This window comes from Jannaschia faecimaris (assembly GCF_900107415.1).
Taxonomy (GTDB): Bacteria; Pseudomonadota; Alphaproteobacteria; order Rhodobacterales; family Rhodobacteraceae; genus Jannaschia; species Jannaschia faecimaris.
Genome location: NZ_FNPX01000004.1, coordinates 48,578 through 66,735 on the forward strand (window position 1 = coordinate 48,578; position 18,158 = coordinate 66,735).

Below are 18,158 nucleotides of genomic sequence, written 5' to 3' on the forward strand. Positions count from 1 at the left end.
GCAAGCTAGGACTGGCCGGACGGAGCCGCCACCCTAATATCGGAGCAAATGACGCGATTTGCAGGGCAGGAGGACACAATGGCCAAGATGCGACGCAAGGGCGATCTGCCCACGAAGATTTGCGCGACCTGCGGCAAGCCCTTTGCCTGGCGCAAGAAGTGGGAGAAGGTGTGGGAGGAGGTGCGATATTGCTCGGATCGCTGCCGCACCAAGAGAAGTTGATCCGAATCGGTAAGATTATTTGACCAATTCTTGTTGCCGATAGGAAACCTGCGCGTTACATCGGCTTCAACGCTTCAAGGAGGATGCCCATGACCCGCACAAACAAACACGGCCTTCAGGTCTCTGACGATCTTGCCGCCTTTCTTGAAAATGAAGCGCTTGCCGGGTCCGGTGTGGAGCCCGACGCATTTTGGAAGGGGTTTTCCGAGCTGGTACACGATCTGGCCCCGAAGAATGCCGTGCTGTTGGAGAAGCGCGAGGAAATCCAAAGGCAGATCGACGATTGGCACAAGAAGAACACAGGCAAGCCGCATGATGCGGAGGCTTATACTGCTTTCCTGACCGAGATCGGCTATCTGGTGCCCGAGGGTGCGGATTTCGAGATCGAGACCGCAAACGTGGACCCCGAGATCGCCGAGTTGCCCGGCCCGCAGTTGGTCGTGCCGATAACCAATGCGCGCTATGCGCTGAATGCCGCAAACGCCCGGTGGGGCAGCCTGTATGACGCGCTCTACGGCACGGATGCCATTGGCGACCTGCCGACGGGCAAGGGCTATGACGAAGCGCGTGGCGCGCGGGTTATTGCCTGGGGCAAGGACTTTCTGGACCGCTCGGTTCCGTTGAAATCTGGCAAGTGGTCTGATGTCATCGCCATTTCGGCGACCGACGATGCGCTGACGATCGAGGGTGCCGGCGGGCTGAAAGATACCGGTGCTTACAAGGGCTGGGTCAAGGACGGGGACACCCTGCGGGTCCTTCTGCGCAACAACGGGCTGGGCATCGTTCTGGTCATCGCCAAGGATGGCGCGATTGGCGCGACCGACCCAATGGGCCTTGATGCGATCCACCTGGAGTCGGCGCTTTCCGCGATCATGGACTGCGAGGATTCGGTTGCCTGCGTCGATGCCGAGGACAAGATCGTCGCCTATGCAAACTGGTTGGGCCTGATGCGCGGCGACCTGGAGGAGAGCGTCACCAAAGGTGGTAAGACCTTCACCCGTAAGCTGAACCCCGACATGGAGTTCAACGGCCCGGACGGTCTGGTCTCGGCCAAGGGCCGCGCGCTGATGCTGATCCGGAACGTGGGTCACCTGATGAGCAACCCCGCGATCCTTCTCAAGGACGGCAGTGAGATACCCGAAGGCCTGATGGATGCGGTCGTAACCACGCTGATCGCGATGCATGATCTGGCCCGTGACGGCGGCAATTCGGTCAAGGGCAGCGTCTACGTGGTGAAGCCCAAGATGCACGGGCCCGAAGAGGTGTCCTTCGCGGACGAAATCTTTACACGTGTCGAGACACTCCTGGGTCTTCCCGCGAACACCGTGAAACTGGGCATCATGGATGAGGAGCGTCGCACCTCGGCCAACCTCAAGGAGTGCATCCGCGCCGCGAAATCCCGTGTGGCCTTCATCAACACAGGCTTCCTGGACCGTACCGGCGACGAGATCCATACCAGCATGGAAGCCGGCCCGATGTTGCCCAAGGGCGAGATGAAGATGACGCCGTGGATCGCCGCCTACGAAGATCGAAACGTGGATATCGGTCTGGCCTGCGGCCTTAAGGGCCGGGCGCAGATCGGCAAGGGCATGTGGGCCATGCCGGACCTGATGCAGGCAATGCTGGAGCAGAAGATCGGTCACCCCAAGTCGGGTGCGACATGCGCCTGGGTACCGTCGCCGACCGCCGCGACCCTGCATGCAACGCATTATCACGAGGTGGACGTACTTGCCCGGCAGGACGAGCTGAAAGCCGGTGGCCCGCGCGGCACCTTGGCCGATCTCCTGACCATCCCGGTGATGGAGGGGCGCAATCTGTCGGACGCGGAAGTCACCGCCGAGATCGAGAACAACGCGCAGGGTATCCTGGGGTACGTCGTGCGCTGGGTCGACGCTGGCGTCGGATGCTCCAAGGTACCCGACATCAACGACATCGGCCTGATGGAGGACCGCGCGACCTGCCGTATTTCGAGCCAGGCGCTGGCAAACTGGCTGCACCACGGCATCGTCACCAAGGAGCAGGTCGAAGCCAGCTTGCAAAAGATGGCCGCCAAGGTCGACGCGCAGAACGCGGGCGACCCGACGTATAAGCCGATGGCACCGGGGTTCGACGGCATTGCATATAAGGCCGCGCAAGACCTGATCTTCGCCGGGCGTGAGCAGCCGTCGGGCTATACCGAGCCGGTCCTGCACCGTCGTCGTCTTGAGCTCAAAGCGGCCTGAGCTTGCGCGAACCGATTACAATTCAAAGGAAGAACCATGCCTGAACTCAGCCTGCGCCGTGCGCGCCAGATCATCCGCGGTACACTCGCCAAAGGGCGCGAAATGGACCTGAAACCCCTATCGGTCGTGGTGCTGGACACCGGCGGTCACGTCAAAGCCTTCGAGCGCGAGGACGGGGCATCGCCCGGTCGGTTCGCCATCGCCCATGGCAAGGCCTATGGCGCGATCATGCTGGGAATGGCGGGCAAGGCCCAGATGGCTCGCGCCGAGCAGCAGGCCTATTTCATGGATGCCGTTAATGGTCTCTTCAGCGGGCAGGTTGTGCCCGTCCCGGGCGGCATCCTTGTTCGCGACGCCAAGGGCAACGTGCTGGGTGCGATCGGCGTGACCGGAGACACGTCGGACAATGACGCCGAAGCCGGCGTTGCGGGCATCGAAGGCGCAAACCTGGCTGGCGAAGCCTAAGCTCGAATTTGATAGCACCGCTGCCGAAACTATTGGCAGTGGTGCCAAGGCCTTGTGCGTCTGGCCGTCTGTGCATTTGCGCACTTCGATCTCTACCGAGTAGAGCCTTTGAATTGGGTGGATGCTACGTATACCTACGTGCAACCCGGAGGTCCGCATGCGCCCCATCGTCGGCATCATCTCGAACCATCACCTGCTCAATGATCAATATCCTTGCCATTTTAACGGCAGCATGAACACCGACGCGATTTCGCACGTCGCAGGTGCGATGCCGCTGACCTTTCCGGCCGACCCGTCGGTTCTGGAAATCGATGAATTGCTGGAAGTTTTCGACGGTTTTCTGTTCACTGGTGGTCGGCCCAACGTCCACCCAGAGGAATATGGTGAGGCCGAGACCGAGGCACATGGGACTTTCGACCGGAACCGGGACAGGGTGGCTCTGCCGCTGATCCGCGCCGCGGTTGAGCGAGGGCAACCGATCCTGGGTATCTGCCGCGGGTTCCAAGAGGTCGCGGTCGCATTCGGCTCCACCCTGCATCCCGAAATTCGTGAACTGCCGGGCCGCAACAACCATCGTATGCCACCCGATGGTTCGGTGGAGGAGAAATTTGCTCTGCGACACCCGGTTAGGTTTACGGAAGGCGGCCCTTTTGCCAACCTGATGGGATCTGGCGTAGTTCAGACCAACACACTCCACGGGCAGGGGATCATGCAGGCCGGTCCGCGCGTGCGGATCGACGGCTGGGCCCCGGATGACACGCCCGAAGCGCTGTGGATCGAAGACGCCCCGGGCTTTGCCTTGGCCGTTCAGTGGCACCCGGAATACAATGCCATTCAGGACCCGGTCTCTCGGCCGCTGTTCGAAGCATTCGGCGACGCGTGCCGGGCATGGCGGGCCGCACGGGGACAGACGCTGCGCAAGGTAAGTTAGGCCACGCGCCGCCAATCGGACCTTATCCGTAGGTTTCCAGCATTTTAAGAAGATCCTCGTGCGTGTTCGCCTCCGCGACGGGCTTGTCCTGCCGCCAGCGCAGCATTCGGGGAAATCGTAGTGCAACGCCTGATTTGTGACGACTGGATTTCTGAATCCCTTCGAACCCGATCTCGAATACATGCGCTGGCGGCACGCGGCGCACGGGTCCGAAACGCTCCAAAGTGTTGCGACGCACCCAATGGGTGATGTTGTTGAACTCCGCATCCGTCAGCCCCGAATAGGCCTTGGTGAAGGGTACTAATTCGTCGCCTTTCCATACAGCGAAGGTGAAATCGGTATAGAGGTTCGCGCGCCGGCCATGGCCCGCTTGCGCATAGATCATCACGGCGTCGATCGAGAGCGGGTCGAGTTTCCACTTCCACCAATCGCCCTTTTTGCGACCGACATGATACGGGCTGTCGCGCCGTTTGAGCATCAGGCCTTCCGCCGCCGCCGCGCGCGCATCGGCACGGATGGGGGCCAGATCGAACCACTCATCGAACGCAACGATAGGTGACAACGCAACGGGCGCTTCGGGGGCGATGCCCCGGAGCAGAACCTCCAGTCGCGCGCGCCGATCAGCAAAGGGCAGGGCGCGCAGATCTTCGCCATCCTGTTCCAGCAGGTCATAGGCGCGCAGGATCACCGGGGCTTCGATCAGTAATTTTTTGGGCACGGTCTTACGACCGATCCGCGATTGCAGCGCGTTGAAATTGCGCGGCCTCTGCGCGTCGGCGTCCCAGACCAGAACCTCACCATCAAGGACGGTACCTTCGGGCAGAAAATCGCGCGCGCGGGCGAATTCGGGGAAGCGGTCTGTCATCAACTCCTCACCCCTGCTCCAGAGGTGATGTTGCCCACCGCGCAGGATCAACTGACCCCGGATGCCGTCCCATTTCCATTCGGCCAGCCAGTCTGACGCTGGGCCCAGGTCCGCCGGATCACCCTCCACTCCATGCGCCAAGCAGAAAGGATAAGGACGGCTCAGCCCCGCCTCCGGATCGGGTTCGGTGATGAGCGCGGCATAGGATGTCGTGTTCGGGGTCCAGTTGCCCATAAGACGATGGGCCAGTTCCGCTTCCGGGATATCGGTCGCATGCGCCAGGGCGCGGGTCATCAGTTTCTGGCTGACACCTACTCGAAACCCGCCTGTAATCAGTTTGTTAAAAACGAAGCGTTCAGTTCCTGCCAACTCGTCCCAAGCCCGCAAGATCGCGGCCTTGCGCGCAGCCTCATCCTGCGGGGCCAGGCCACGGATCACGTCGATCCATTCGGACAGGCTTCGTTCGGACGTTTGACTTGGTTCCGGTAAGACCAGGTGGATCGTCTCGGCCAAGTCGCCGACCACGTCGTAGCTGGCTTTGAAGAGCCACATCGGAAGCCCCGCCACGTCTGCAGCCCATTCCGAAAGTCGGCTGGCATTGACGGTGCGCTTGGGCCGGCGGCCTGACAAAAGGGCGATCGTCCAGAGACGGTCCTCCTCGGGCGCTTCGCCAAGGTATTCAGCCAGCGCGGCGGTCTTCACGCTGGTCTTGGTCGTTTGGTCCAGCGCGATGAACAGGGTGGCAAAGCGCTTCATGCCTCGCCGCGCAGAAAGTCGGCCATCCGTCTCACGGCTCGGTCCGCCTTTGGCGTTCGATCCACGAAGATCTGCCAGACGTGGGGAACGCCTGACGTCTTCTGCACCGTCACGTCGGCCCCGCCATCGCGTAGACGGGCCGCGAGGGCGTCGGTATCGCCCTCCAGAAGTTCACCCCTGGCGCATTGGATCAGGGTCGGCGGCGCACCGGTGACGTTTGCGTAAATCGGGGAGACGCGGGGGTCTTTGGGGTCTGCATGTCTCGTGTAATCGCGGGCCACGCGATACAGGATCGAGAGTGGAAAGAGCAATTCGCCAGACATGTCTGGTACGGCGCGCTCAGGATCCAGGTCGACGACGGGCGAGGCAAGGATCAGACGTCTTGGCGGTGTTCCATCACGCAGCAAGTCGCTGAGGATGACGGTTGCCAAACACCCGCCAGCACTGTCGCCGCCAAGGGCGAAGGGGCCTTCGGATGCAACCACGCGTGCCACGGCAAGACAATCGTCTGGGGCGGCGGGAAATGGATGTTTGGGGGCGAGCCGATAATTCGGCAGGATCACGCGATACCCCGACTGTCGCGCCAGCGCCGCAGCCAGTCCGACATAGCTGCGGGCCGATCCAAGTACGAAACCGCCGCCATGCAGCCACAGCAAGGTACCTTCGACCACGGTTGGAGTGACCATGCCGCAGGGTACGCCCGCAATATCCTTCATCCCGAAGGTCGCACCCCGCACGGGAAGCGGCGGGGCAACCAGGCGAAACGCCTGTCGGTGAACGGACCAGGGCAGGGGCAGGCGAAGCACTTGTTTGACGATCGCGCGAGACGTGAGGGCCAGCACCTTGTCGCGCCACGTCATGCGGTTTCCTCCGCATCGATCAACTCGTCCCCAAATTCTGTGCGCACGATTTGCGCGTCGTATCCCTGCATTTCCAACCATTGACGAAACGTCTCGGTATAGCCGTGGGTTGCGAAGATTCGCGTCGCCCCAGTTTCGGCAATCGCCGCATTCAATCCTCTCCAGTCGGCATGATCGCTGACCACGAAGCCGCGATCAATTGCACGCCGTCGCCGGACGCCGCGCAGGGCCATCCAGCCGGAGGCGAAGGCCGATGCCACCGGGGCGAAACGCTGCGACCACCGGCTGTCGAGCGCGGAAGGTGGCGCGATCAGGAGAGCGCCGGGGTAAGCCTTTGCGTCCGTGTCGGGTGTTACTCGGACGGTGTCCGGCAAGCTCAGGCCCTGTCCGCGCAGCACCTCATTTGTATTTTCGACCGCCGCATGGGTCAGGATCGACCCGATCGCCGGGTCGACCATGGTGAGCAACCGTTGCGCCTTTCCCAGAGAGTAGGCACCGATGGCGCTGACCCGCCCGTCGGCCGCATTCGCGCTCCACCAAGCGTTGATCTCAGACGCGAGCGCCGCCTCGTCCTTCCAGTCGAATACCGGAAGGCCGAAGGTACATTCGGTGATGAAGGCATGGCAGCGCACTGGCGCGAAAGGTTCGGACAGGCCATCCGGTGTTGTCTTGTAGTCGCCCGAGACGACCCAGACCTCGCCCTTGTGCTCCACTCGAATTTGCGCGCTTCCTGGTACGTGCCCGGCGGGGTGAAAACTGACGCTTACGCCGTTGATGGATCGTGTCTCGCCGAAGTTCACCGTGTCGATCGCAATATCGCCAAGGCGATGACGGATCACCGGTGCCGCCGCAGTGCTGGTCAGATAGTGTGTGTGCCCCGGGTACGCGTGATCGGCGTGACCATGCGTGACCAGCGCGCGGTCGACCGGACGCCAAGGGTCGATATGGAAGCCACCGGCGGGGCAGAAGATGCCTTCGTCACGAAATTCAAGAACCATGAACGATACCTAGGGCTCGCATCCGCCTGCTGCCAGTCTTGGATACGAATCGGCGTCGGTCATGTGCTTTTGAAACCCAGCGAAATTGAGGCATCGATCGGGCAGGGCGCAGAAGGGGTGGCGGCCGAATCCGCCCAATTCTGGCAGCGCACCGCCACAGTATTGCCTTACTCTAGCCGTTGTAGCGCCAAGATCGACGATTCCGCCCATTGATTGCCACAATGTCTGGGCAGAATGGCCTTAATTCAAACAAGGGTTGCTGCCATGAACTTCTGCTTTAACGGCCTCAAGTCCGGCCCGATTTGCATCGGGGATACGATGTCGCAACTTCACGGCGATGAATTGGGCATGGGACATGTCGGTCTTGGAATGCTGGCTGTGATTGTGGTTGCGGTTTTCGTCTTCGTATTCCGCAATCCGGCCTAGGCTCCTCAATCCTCCCTCAGGCTGAGCGAGAGTACGCCCTCCTCTTCCATCTCCCGTATCACGCCCACGATTGTGGCTGTCGCGTCCTCGTATTCGTCGGGCGTCGGTGATGACCGATCCTCGATTTCTTCGCGCAACTGATCCCCCAGGCGTTTGGAAATCGTGGTCAGGATGAAGTCCGCGATTGCGCTATCGTCTTGCGGAATTCCGGCGAGAGCGGTGATCAGGACTTCGCTGTCGATGTTGCGGATGACCCGGGGCATGTCGCGCGGGGCGACGCGGTCGGGGATGTTTTCGAAACTGAAGACCACGGCGCGCACGCGCGCGGCGAAATCGGGGTTCGACATCTCGAGCGTTTCCATGATCCCGCGACGAACGCGGGCGGTGGCTGCATTCAGGATGTCGCCCACCCGTTTTACGCCATCCATTTCAAAGACAGGAGCCTTTCGCGCTGCCGTTTCCCGACCAAGGGCAATGCCGATCTGCGTCACCGCCGTTGAGGCGACCCCGTCGGTTCGGGCAAAGGCGGCCGCAATCTGATCGGCCCGCTCGCGGGGCAATAAACGTATCATGTCTGCGGCCCGCGCTGGTGGCATTTTCGACAACACAATCGCGCTGACTTCATCGGATTCGCTGTCGATCAGCTCGACCAGAACTTCGGGCTCCAGCGTCGCCACCTTGTCCCAGTGACCATGACCGGGCAGCAGGTCATCACCGAGTTCGGCTGATAACTCTTCAATCACTTCCAGCGAGAGCTGCGAGTCAAGCATCGAGAGGACTTTGGCCGGGTCGCGGGGAATATGCAGCCCGATGCTGTCCAGTTCTCGCGCGAACTCCGCAATCACCTCAGCCAGCGTTTCCCGGTTGATGAACCGCAACTGCGTCATGTCGCGCACCAATTGCCGCTGTTGGGCGGTTGGCAGGTCACGCAGTCCCGGATCGGCCCCGCCGGTGACCAGCAGATGCACGACCACGGCGGCCTTTTGACGTCTGCTTAGTGTCTGACGACCAGGCATGCCGGCGAGTTTGGGCTGGAACGACAAGAGGGATCTCCGACCTTAAGGTACGGCAGATGATTGCGCCCAAAATGTTAAAAAGTCGTTGCGGAATATGTTCCGCAACGGCCTTGGTCTCGCCGACGTGTCATATGGATCTGCGGAGTGTCCGTTTAGTCCGAGACGCTCGGGTAGGCATTGTAGCAGTTCACTTCGTTGCTGACCCAGTTGGTGCCTTCGTTGCACTCACCGAGCTCAAGGTTAGCCACATCGGATCCAGCCACGGTCGTTCCTTCAGCATTCGTCGTGGTACCGCTTCCGGAAACATCCAGGGTCAGAACGGACTGACCATCCTCGGTGGTTTCAACACGGGCGACGATGGCATTCTGCTCATCAGCGGACAGGGCACTTCCGTCGGCATTGGCCAGAAGCGCTTCGATCTGCTCGATCGTCGCCCCGTCAAAGACAACACTGTCGCCGTATGCGGAGAGGTCTATAACGGCGACCGGATCGGCGTCCGTTGCGACGGGGTCGGACGTGGACTCCTGCGTGGACGAGACAAGCGCGGGATCGCTGTCTCCTTCGACGCTGACAAATTTCTGAGCGTGTGCGATACCGGGGGACAGCATCAGAGCAATTGCAACACAGCGTAGCATGGTTAACACCTCGGGTTTGGCAGACCCTGTCAACCTTGCTTATATTTGCGGCAGAATTTGGATGTCTTTATGTCAGCCCGGCGGTTTCTTTGGCCCCGATCATGACGTTCAGGTTCTGCACCGCCGTGCCGGATGCGCCCTTGCCCAGGTTGTCCAGAACGGCGACGACCGTGACCCGGCCCTGTCTGTCTCCCTGAACCGAAATCTCCATCCGGTTGGTGTCGCGCAGGGCCTGCGGGTCGACCCTGTCGCCCGCTTGCACGACACTGACGAAGGGATCTCCGGCATAGAAATGGCGCAGGGCTGCCTCGATCCGCTCGTGTCCGGCGACCTCGCCGGGCAGAAGATCCGCGTGCAGGTGCAACTGGACAACCATGCCCTGTGCAAAATTCGCGACTATCGGCTGAAACAGCGGTTTCCGGGTCAGGCCTCCGTATTTCATGATTTCAGGCACGTGCTTGTGGGCCTGATTCATGGCGTAGAGGAACAAATCGGGGGCAGAGCCGGCCTCATATTCCGCGATCAGGCTCTTGCCACCGCCGGTGTAGCCGGAGACTCCGGTCAGCGTGACGCCTGCATCCGAGGGAAGGATACCCGCATCCGTCAAGGGCCGCAGCATCGCAATGGATCCCGTCGCATAGCATCCGACGTTGGCGACCAGCCGGGCGTCCTGGATCCGGTCCCGCTGGCCGGGAAGTTCGGGCATACCGTAAATCCACCCCTCCGCGATGCGGTGGGCGGTGGAGGCATCTATTATGCGCGTCTTGCCGGCGAGCGTTACTGCTTCGCGCGCGGCATCGTCAGGCAGGCACAGGATCGCGACATCGGCCTCGGCGAACGCGGCGCGGCGGGCGTCAGCATCCTTGCGCTTTTCGGGGTCGATCGAAACAAGTCGGATATCCTCGCGCGCCGTCAGCCGCTCGCGGATCTGCAGGCCCGTTGTGCCGGCTTCGCCATCGATGAAAACTGCGGTGGTCATGGGATGCTCCTTGTATCGATGAATGCGGGATAAGGTGTCGCGGGCCTTGGTGCAACGGGCTTCGCCTCTGGGTGGGCTGCGCTGCACATCGACCGCACCCCTGTGGCAAGGAATGAGGCCCAACACCTGCTTCTGCGGGACGATCCGAAGACCGTCTGTCTGGCGCTCGCAGGGGGCTGCCACATACCAGGTCTTTCTCAGGGAAGCGGCCAAGAGGTTTTCGCGAAAGCTCTTCCAACCCCACGCGTGGCGGCGTAACCCGAAACCATGCGTATTTTATTCCTCGGCGACGTCATGGGCCGTACCGGCCGTACCGCTATCACTCAACGCCTTCCCGGCCTGCGCGCTGATTGGAAGCTGGATGCAGTCGTCGTCAATGGCGAGAACGCGTCGTCGGGGCGCGGCCTGAATGCAAGCCAGGCCAAGACCATCTTCGAGGCCGGGGCCGACGTGATTACTCTTGGCGATCATGCCTTCGACCAGAAGGACATGATGCAGGCGGTCGAACACGACCACCGAATCCTGCGCCCGATCAACTTTTCCAAGGTTGCGCCCGGCAAGGGGTGGCGGGTCTTCGACATTGCGGGGCGCAAGGTGCTCGTGGCGCAGGTTCTGGGGCAGGTGTTCATGTCGCGGACCTATGACGATCCGTTTTCGGCGATCGAGCCGGTGCTCAAGGCGCATCCACTGGGCCGTGCCGTTCAGGCTACACTGGTCGATGTGCATTGCGAGGCGACGTCTGAGAAGATGGCCATGGGCCATTTCTGCGACGGCCGGGCCAGCATGGTGGTCGGCACGCACACCCATGTGCCAACTGCCGATGCCGGCATCCTGCCGAAGGGCACCGCGTTTCAGGCCGATGCAGGCATGTGCGGCGATTACGACTCGGTGATTGGCATGGAAAAAACCGAACCGATGCGTCGCTTCATCACGGGTATGACCCGCGACAGGTTCGAACCGGCGGGCGGCGAAGCGACGTTGTGCGGCCTGTTCGTGGAGACCGACGACGCGACCGGTCTTGCGCGCGAGGTCGTTCAGGTCCGCCAAGGGGGCCGCCTGTCTCAGAGCGGCCCGTCGTGAGGGCCGCGTGACCTGGATCGACCTGCCCCCGGGTAGCGATGCCTGGATCACCATCGCGGTGTTGGTCGTGATGCTGGCCCTGTTCATCAAGGAGGTTTACCCGACCGAAGTGGTGGCCATGTCGGGCGCGGCTTTCCTGCTGGCCACCGGCATCCTCCCGTATGATGCGGGCGTCGCCGTCCTGTCCAACCCGGCCCCTTGGACGATCGCGGCTATGTTCCTGCTGATGGGGGCGTTGGTGCGCACAGGCGCGCTCGACTGGTTCACGCGCTTTGCCGAGGGGCAAGTCGGGTCGCGGCCGCGGTTTGCGATCGGGGTGCTGTTGCTGTTCGTTCTGGTGGCCTCCGCCTTCGTGGCGAATACGCCTGTGGTGGTCGTCATGATCCCGGTATTCGTGCAACTGGCGGGCAAGATGGGTCTTGCCCCGTCCAAGTTGCTGATCCCGCTGTCCTACGCGTCGATCCTGGGGGGGACGATCACGCTGATCGGGACCTCGACGAACCTGCTGGTCGATGGCGTCGCGCGGGCGCAGGGTCTCAGGCCGTTCACGATCTTCGAGGTGTCCCCGCTGGCGATTCCGGTTGCGGCGGCGGGCATGGCCTACCTCTACCTTGTGGGGCGGCACCTGTTGCCCGAGCGTACGTCGATGGCCGCAATGCTGGGCGGGACGCGCAAGGCGGCCAAGTTCTTTGCTGAAGCGGTGATCCCGGCGGACTCGAACCTCATTGGACGCGAGGCGCAGGACGTGCAGCTTTTCAAGCGCGAAGGGGTGCGCCTGATCGACGTGGTGCGTGGCGATGCCTCGCTGCGGCGCAACCTGAAGGATGTGAAGCTGAAGGTCGGCGACCGGGTCATCCTGCGCACCGAGATCGCGGAACTTCTGACTCTGCAACGCAGTCCGGACCTGAAGCGACTGGACCAGGTCGGGGCAGTGGAGACCACGACGGTCGAGGTTCTGATTACGCCGGATGCCAAGATGGTGGGCCGCCGACTGGGCAGCCTGCGCCTGCGGCGGCGCTATGGCGTGTATACGCTGGCCTTGCATCGGCGCGACCGGAACATGTCGGGGCAGCTCGACGATGTGGTGGTGCAGGTCGGCGATACATTGCTGCTGGAAGGCGCGGCCGAGGATGTGCATCGTTTGGCGCAGGATCTGAACCTTGTGGAAGTCAGCCAACCGCGCGAACAGGCTTTTCGGCGCGAGCGCAGCTGGATCCCGATCGTCGCCGTCGCCGGGATCGTCGGCCTTTCGGCGTTGAATTTGGCCCCGATTTTTGCGCTGGCCGTGATGGGGGCCGTTATCGTGCTTCTGACCCGCAGCGTGGACGCGGACGAGGCGTTCGGCTTTGTAGACGGGCGTCTTCTGGCGATGATCTTCTCTATGCTTGCGGTTGGTGCCGCGCTTGAGGCATCGGGTGCCGTTGAGATGATCGTGAACGCGATTGCGCCAGCGCTGGAGACCCTGCCGGGGCCGCTTCTGGTGCTGTTCGTCTTTGCCCTGACATCCATTTTGACCGAACTGGTCAGTAACAACGCCGTCGCCGTCGTTGTCACGCCGATCGCCATCGCACTGGCGCAGACACTGGGCGTCGATCCGCGCGGGTTGGTCGTGGCGGTTATGATCGGCGCAAGTTGTGCCTTTTCGACACCCATTGGTTACCAGACGAACATGTTGGTCTATGGTCCGGGCGGATATCGGTTTACCGATTTCGCGCGGGTGGGAATCGGGCTTAATATTCTGGTTGCCCTCGTGTCGTCGGCCCTGATCCCGCTGATCTGGCCACTTTGACGGCCCTGTGAAATGCTTTTTGGAGGCTCTGCGATGCGCCCGGCCCTACTTCTTCTTCCGCTCGCCATCGCGGCCTGTCAGCCGGTGACTTCGGGCACGCAGGGCGTTGGTGCAAATGTCCCCCCCGGCGAGGTTCGCGTCGCCGCCGTCGATGCTACGCCCAGCCGGGTGGTCATTCGTCTGTCCAATGGGAAACGTTGCGTCTCCGAACGGCCCGAGGGCGTGCCTGGAAACTGGTCCGGCGTGACTTCGGGCGAAGACTGCGGCTACAAGCTGCCCTTCGCGGTCAGCTTCAAGCAGGGTGCAACGCCCCAGCGATTCACGATCGAAGCCGCGCCCGCCGGTGTCGGTCCAAGGGCGGAAGTGTTCGTCACCGATGTGGACGGCGTTCGGCGCCTGTTTGCATCGCCGCTGGGCCCCAACGTCCGGTTCGAACAGCAGGCTTGATCGTTGGGGCCATCAGGCCCCGCATCATTCCCCGGCCATCAACGTCTTGGGATGATGCGGTACCGGGGTCGGTTCAAGGCCACCGGGCGCGCTGCGCCCCTCGGAGGCCAGGCGCGAAAGCGCTGCGTTCAGGCGACGGCGAGCAGCGGGGCTGGCCCCCTTGCGTACCATATGACCGGCGACCAGGGCAGACAGCCACGGCCGGTCCATCCGGTCCGTCTTGCGCAGCAGGCCCATGAGCCAGGCGCTGTTCTGCCGCCGTCCGCGCCACAATTGCGCGAAGCGGAGTGGTGTGAGGTTGCCGGCCTCGGCTCCGGCGAGCAGGCGATCAAGAATGTTGATCTCCTCCAGCCGAGCCTGAATATCCGCCCCTGCGTGATGCGCGGCGCACCGGATCACGTGCTCGCCCTGGAAAAGGGTGGCATGCATCGCGTCAGCCGCCTCGGTCGGGTCGGTGATGACATAGACCCGGTTCGCCGCGTCGATCATCTGCGCCGCGTTGCCATAGCGCGGCTCGAACGCCATGGCCCAGGCCGAGCGGAAGCGGCGTTCCCAGGGGGCGATCTCTCGGTTGAGCGTCGCATAGGGCTGCATCAGGAACACCGTCGCGCCGGGTGCCGCGACGCTATGTGCCGCGGCACCGTAAGCCCCCATGCCTCCGCCAACGAAAAGAACAGAGTCGTAGTCGTCGAAGAAGCCATCATCCGTCAGGTTGTCGAAGAAGTCGTGAAGATCTTCATCTCGGAACCACGTGCGACCCTCGGCCATGATATCCAGCGTTGCGCAGCCGCGCTTGCGGGCAAGGCCGGTCGAGATGGGCAGACCGCCGTCACGAGCGCGGGTGGTATCAAGTGCTTCGAACGAGACGACCAGCGTATCGCCACCCGGTCGGAACAAAGCCAGATGATCATCCCCGATCTGCCGCAGATAGCCGAGATCTCCCGCCGCCTCGATAAGCGCTTTGCGATGGTCCGCGCGCGACATTGGCTGCATCTTGCGATCGTCCATCAGAATCCTCGGGCCTTAGTTCGGATTTCAGGATAACGCGGCCAGCCGCTGAATTCAGGCCTAAAAATGACGCGATCGCTTGATATTCCGGTCGCATTGTTCCCGTATCGGCGATGATGATGGCATTGGCAGGTTATTTGCCTGAATGGAGAGACATGGCCGAAGTCCCGCGTATCACTGTCGTAACCTGCTTGCGCGACGAAGGTCCGTACCTCGTGGATTGGGTTGCACATCTGCGCAGCATTGGTGTCGGGCAGATTTTGGCCTTCACCAACGATTGTCGGGATGGGACGGCGAATCTGGTCGATGCGCTGGCCCCGGCGGGGGTCGTCCACGTTCCACAAGGCGATATCCTCGCGCGCGATGGTAAGCCTCCCCAATGGCGGGCCATGGCCGCCGCCTGGAACCATCCGGCCTGCACCGGGGCGGACTGGCTTTCGCATCTGGATGCCGACGAATACGTGGCGATGACCGGGCACGCGACTTTGACGGGGTTGATCCGGGAAATGTCCGATGCTCAGGCCATCGCGTTGCCTTGGCGGCTGTTCGGATGCGCCGGGCGGCTTGAGGCGGGGCAGGGGGCGACACCTGCGCGGTTCGACCGGGCCGCACCTGCGGGGCTGGCCTATCCGGCGCTCGCCTCATTCTTCAAGACGCTGTTCCGTCGGGATGGCCCGTTCACCGGTTTCGGTATTCACCGCCCGCAGCAATCCGAACCGCCTGTCTTCATGGACGACACCGGCGCGCGCGACGACGGGCTGGCACGGGCGGCGAAGCGCATCCTGCTTTGGCGCAACGGGCAGGAGCCTGCGGGCCGCAAGCTGCAACTGAACCATTACTCCACACGCTCGGTTCACGAATTTCTGGTCAAACGGGGGCGAGGTCTGCCCAATCACACGGACAAGACGGTCGGCCTCGAATACTGGGTTGAACGCAATTTCAACGAGACGCGCTGCATCATGATCCAACCCCAACTGCCCGCTCTTGCCGCCGAGGCGTCGCGCCTGCGGGCGCTGCCCGGGGTGGCCGATGCCGAAGCGGCGGCCCGAACCTGGTATGATGCGGAACTGAAGCGCATCCTCGCCTCGCCCGAGGGCGCGCGGCTTTGTGGTCGCCTGGTGCTGGCGGCAGGCAGCCATGCGCCATCGCCGGGTCTTGGCCGGGCGCTCCTCGATCTTTATGCCCGCGCGCAGGGGGCGGCGAAATGATCGAGACACGGGCATTGGGCGCGCAGATCGTCGACGGGATCACGGTGTTGGATGTGGTAGGCGACCCGATGGGTTTGCGCCTGTTCCTTGGTACGGATACAGATCCAAGGGCGATCACAGCGCAGCGCGACGTGGTGCCAAAAACGGTCACGTCGGTCAGCAAGGCCCTGATGATACTGGCCGACTGGCCCGGTGGCGACCGCGCGGCCCTGCCGATCCGCGACAGCACGGTCGACATTGCAGTGACGGCACCCGAGCCGGACCTTTTCGACGATATGCGTGTCCTGCTCGCCAGTAGGAACGGCGAGACGCCCGAACTGGTACAGGATTGGCTCCGCTACCATGTGGAAAATCAAGGAGCTGATGCGGCGTTGGTTCTGGACCGGACGCGCCCGGACGAGGCCCCGCTGGCTCCCGCCCTCGATGCGCTGATTGATGCCACGCCGATTGCCGGACTGAAACGCCTGGTCATCGTGACATCGCCGCTGCCGCTGGGTGCAAACGCGGTCAGTGAACGCCATCCGTTGCAGGCCCCCGACGCACCCGGCAAGGACCGGATGGAGGCTCCCCAAGCCGACCCGTGGACAGCGCCGTTGGGACAGATGATCGTCTGGGAGGCGCTGCGATGGCGGTTCTTGGCGCGCGCGCGCGCCATCGCATTTCTTGAGGTGTCGGACCTGCTTGCTCCGGCACCGATCGGACGCCGTGCCTTTGACCTGATCGAAGGGACCGAAGCCGGAGTGGTCGCGCTGGTGGGGCGGCGCATCTATCCGTGGCGCATTCGCAAGGGACACGCGGCAAACTTCGGGGACCACATCTGTGACCAGTTCGACAACCCCTCCGGCAACCGCCGCTGGGTCGCCGCGCCCGCGCGTATTCCCGATGAGGCCCCCTTTCGTCTGGTTCGGGTTGGCAGCCAGAAACCCGCACCGCAAGACGTGGCTTTCTTTTACCGCGCCATGGGCGCACGCGTGTCCGAGGACGCGGGGACACCGCTGGCCCCCAAGGCCGGGCTGGTCGTCGATGAAGACCTGCTGACGCTGTCGCGCAGTGAATTCGGCTTCGACCCGGTCCTGCCGCCTGTGAACGACGCGCCGGATGCGAAGGGTCTTCCGGCGACGGTGCCGGGGCGAACGGCCATCGTCACCTGCATGAAAAACGAGGGGCCGTTCGTCCTCGAGTGGATCGCCCATCACCGTGCGATCGGCGTGGACGATTTCATTGTCTACAGCAACGATTGCACCGATGGCACGGATACCCTTCTGGATCTTTTGCAGGATCAGGGCATCCTTGCACACCGCGAGAATCCGTTCCGCGATATGCCTGATACGAAGCCCCAGCACGCAGCCCTGGAAGCAGCGGAATCAGAGCCGATCATGGCGCGCGCCGCGTGGGCCGTGTGCATGGATGTCGACGAGTTCATCAACATCCACGTCGGCGAAGGCACCCTGCGCGACCTTTACGCCGCTGTCGGCGACGCAAACATGATCTCGATGACCTGGCGATTGTTCGGGAATTCCGACCTGCGGGACTTTGTGGATATGCCGACACCCGCGCGTTTCGACCGCTGCGCCCCGCACCTGATCCGTAAACCGCACCAGGCATGGGGGTTCAAGACCCTGTTCCGGAACAACGGCATCTACCGCAAGATGGGCGTGCACCGACCCAAGGGCCTGAAGCCCGACCTGTGGGAGCAGATTTCGTGGGTCAACGGCTCGGGTGAGCCGATGCCCAAGCAGATGCTGCGCACGGGATGGCGTTCGTCGGTTGACACGTATGGCTATGACCTTGTTACGCTGAACCACTATGCGGTGCGCGATGCCGAAAGTTTCCTGGTCAAGCGCGATCGGGGCCGGGTGAACCATGTTGAGCGGGATCAAGGCCTTGGCTACTGGTTTCGCATGAACAACAACAGCGAACGCGACACCTCGATCCGTCGGATGCTACCCGCAATGGAGGCGGAAATGGCGGCGCTGAAGGCGCTGCCCGGCGTGGCCGAGCAGCACGACAAATGCGTCGCGGCCCACCGCGTCCGTATCGCCGAACTGCGTGGGCAGGACGAATTTGCTGCCATTTTCGCCCAGATCACCAGCCGGCGCATGGAACGGCTGAGCCGGATGCACCGCCATTTCGGGGCGAACGTGTTCTTGGCAGGTCCGGACTGCGTGCCGGAAAAGGTCTGGAAGGTGCCGGCATATCCCGACGATTTCTTCTTCACCGTCGGGGATGTCGACGAAACGGCGCACTGACG

Annotated in this window: 17 protein-coding genes; 10 read left to right on the forward strand and 7 right to left on the reverse strand. The window is 62.6% G+C overall.

Going from position 1 to position 18,158, the window contains the following annotated elements; genetic code table 11:
* The first annotated feature begins 78 nt into the window (after positions 1 to 78).
* The 4 genes from BLV27_RS06120 to BLV27_RS06135 all read left to right on the forward strand — a co-directional run bounded on the left by BLV27_RS06120 (position 79) and on the right by BLV27_RS06135 (position 3,840).
* Entirely contained in the window at positions 79 to 222 is a 144-nt protein-coding gene (locus BLV27_RS06120) for a DUF2256 domain-containing protein (protein WP_170831366.1), read from the forward strand.
* Positions 223 to 311: 89 nt separating this feature from the next.
* On the forward strand, positions 312 to 2,444 hold the full coding sequence (locus tag BLV27_RS06125; protein ID WP_092643957.1) for a malate synthase G: 2,133 nt from the start codon (positions 312 to 314) through the stop codon (positions 2,442 to 2,444).
* 36 nt (positions 2,445 to 2,480) lie between these two features.
* Complete coding sequence (locus BLV27_RS06130) at positions 2,481 to 2,909, forward strand: GlcG/HbpS family heme-binding protein (protein ID WP_092643959.1); 429 nt, start codon at positions 2,481 to 2,483, stop codon at positions 2,907 to 2,909.
* 157 nt (positions 2,910 to 3,066) lie between these two features.
* Positions 3,067 to 3,840 carry a gamma-glutamyl-gamma-aminobutyrate hydrolase family protein gene (locus tag BLV27_RS06135; protein WP_092643961.1) on the forward strand — a complete coding sequence of 258 codons (774 nt, stop codon included), beginning with the start codon at positions 3,067 to 3,069 and terminating at the stop codon, positions 3,838 to 3,840.
* A 22-nt stretch (positions 3,841 to 3,862) separates the two neighbouring features.
* Here BLV27_RS06135 and BLV27_RS06140 read toward each other — a convergent pair whose 3' ends face one another.
* From BLV27_RS06140 to BLV27_RS06150, 3 genes are read right to left on the reverse strand one after another with little or no spacing between them, the layout of a single operon-like run.
* Positions 3,863 to 5,461, reverse strand: coding sequence for an ATP-dependent DNA ligase (locus BLV27_RS06140; RefSeq protein ID WP_092643963.1), 1,599 nt, complete (start codon positions 5,459 to 5,461; stop codon positions 3,863 to 3,865).
* A complete protein-coding gene (locus tag BLV27_RS06145; protein WP_170831367.1) occupies positions 5,458 to 6,321 on the reverse strand; it encodes an alpha/beta hydrolase in 864 nt (287 codons plus the stop codon). The genes BLV27_RS06140 and BLV27_RS06145 overlap by 4 nt, the downstream gene beginning before the upstream one ends.
* Positions 6,318 to 7,319 (reverse strand): ligase-associated DNA damage response exonuclease, encoded by a 1,002-nt coding sequence (locus tag BLV27_RS06150; protein WP_092643967.1) that lies wholly within the window; start codon positions 7,317 to 7,319, stop codon positions 6,318 to 6,320. Before BLV27_RS06150 ends, BLV27_RS06145 begins: the two co-directional genes overlap by 4 nt.
* 264 nt (positions 7,320 to 7,583) lie before the next feature.
* Between BLV27_RS06150 and BLV27_RS19305 the strand changes: the two genes are divergently transcribed.
* Entirely contained in the window at positions 7,584 to 7,745 is a 162-nt protein-coding gene (locus BLV27_RS19305; protein WP_170831368.1) for a hypothetical protein, read from the forward strand.
* A gap of 5 nt (positions 7,746 to 7,750) precedes the next feature.
* Here BLV27_RS19305 and BLV27_RS06155 read toward each other — a convergent pair whose 3' ends face one another.
* From BLV27_RS06155 to argC, 3 genes are all read right to left on the reverse strand, one after another.
* Complete coding sequence (locus BLV27_RS06155; protein ID WP_092643969.1) at positions 7,751 to 8,788, reverse strand: FliG C-terminal domain-containing protein; 1,038 nt, start codon at positions 8,786 to 8,788, stop codon at positions 7,751 to 7,753.
* Positions 8,789 to 8,913: 125 nt separating this feature from the next.
* Positions 8,914 to 9,396, reverse strand: coding sequence for a hypothetical protein (locus BLV27_RS06160; protein WP_092643971.1), 483 nt, complete (start codon positions 9,394 to 9,396; stop codon positions 8,914 to 8,916).
* A 67-nt stretch (positions 9,397 to 9,463) separates the two neighbouring features.
* A complete protein-coding gene (argC, locus tag BLV27_RS06165) occupies positions 9,464 to 10,375 on the reverse strand; it encodes an N-acetyl-gamma-glutamyl-phosphate reductase (RefSeq protein WP_092643973.1) in 912 nt (303 codons plus the stop codon).
* Positions 10,376 to 10,642: 267 nt separating this feature from the next.
* Here argC and BLV27_RS06170 point away from each other — a divergent pair, with 267 nt between their 5' ends.
* From BLV27_RS06170 to BLV27_RS06180, 3 genes are read left to right on the forward strand one after another with little or no spacing between them, the layout of a single operon-like run.
* The gene (locus BLV27_RS06170) at positions 10,643 to 11,455 is read left to right on the forward strand and encodes a TIGR00282 family metallophosphoesterase (RefSeq protein ID WP_092643975.1); all 813 of its coding nucleotides are present in this window, start codon (positions 10,643 to 10,645) and stop codon (positions 11,453 to 11,455) included.
* Between the two features lie 7 nt (positions 11,456 to 11,462).
* On the forward strand, positions 11,463 to 13,244 hold the full coding sequence (locus tag BLV27_RS06175) for an SLC13 family permease (protein ID WP_092643977.1): 1,782 nt from the start codon (positions 11,463 to 11,465) through the stop codon (positions 13,242 to 13,244).
* A 33-nt stretch (positions 13,245 to 13,277) separates the two neighbouring features.
* On the forward strand, positions 13,278 to 13,691 hold the full coding sequence (locus tag BLV27_RS06180; protein ID WP_139176566.1) for a hypothetical protein: 414 nt from the start codon (positions 13,278 to 13,280) through the stop codon (positions 13,689 to 13,691).
* 24 nt (positions 13,692 to 13,715) lie between these two features.
* Here BLV27_RS06180 and BLV27_RS06185 read toward each other — a convergent pair whose 3' ends face one another.
* The gene (locus tag BLV27_RS06185; protein ID WP_092643981.1) at positions 13,716 to 14,699 is read right to left on the reverse strand and encodes a hypothetical protein; all 984 of its coding nucleotides are present in this window, start codon (positions 14,697 to 14,699) and stop codon (positions 13,716 to 13,718) included.
* Between the two features lie 155 nt (positions 14,700 to 14,854).
* Here BLV27_RS06185 and BLV27_RS06190 point away from each other — a divergent pair, with 155 nt between their 5' ends.
* Together BLV27_RS06190 and BLV27_RS06195 are read left to right on the forward strand one after the other, a co-directional pair.
* Positions 14,855 to 15,907, forward strand: coding sequence for a glycosyltransferase family 2 protein (locus BLV27_RS06190; protein ID WP_170831369.1), 1,053 nt, complete (start codon positions 14,855 to 14,857; stop codon positions 15,905 to 15,907).
* A complete protein-coding gene (locus BLV27_RS06195) occupies positions 15,904 to 18,156 on the forward strand; it encodes a glycosyltransferase family 2 protein (protein WP_092643985.1) in 2,253 nt (750 codons plus the stop codon). Before BLV27_RS06190 ends, BLV27_RS06195 begins: the two co-directional genes overlap by 4 nt.
* The last annotated feature ends 2 nt before the right edge of the window (positions 18,157 to 18,158 follow it).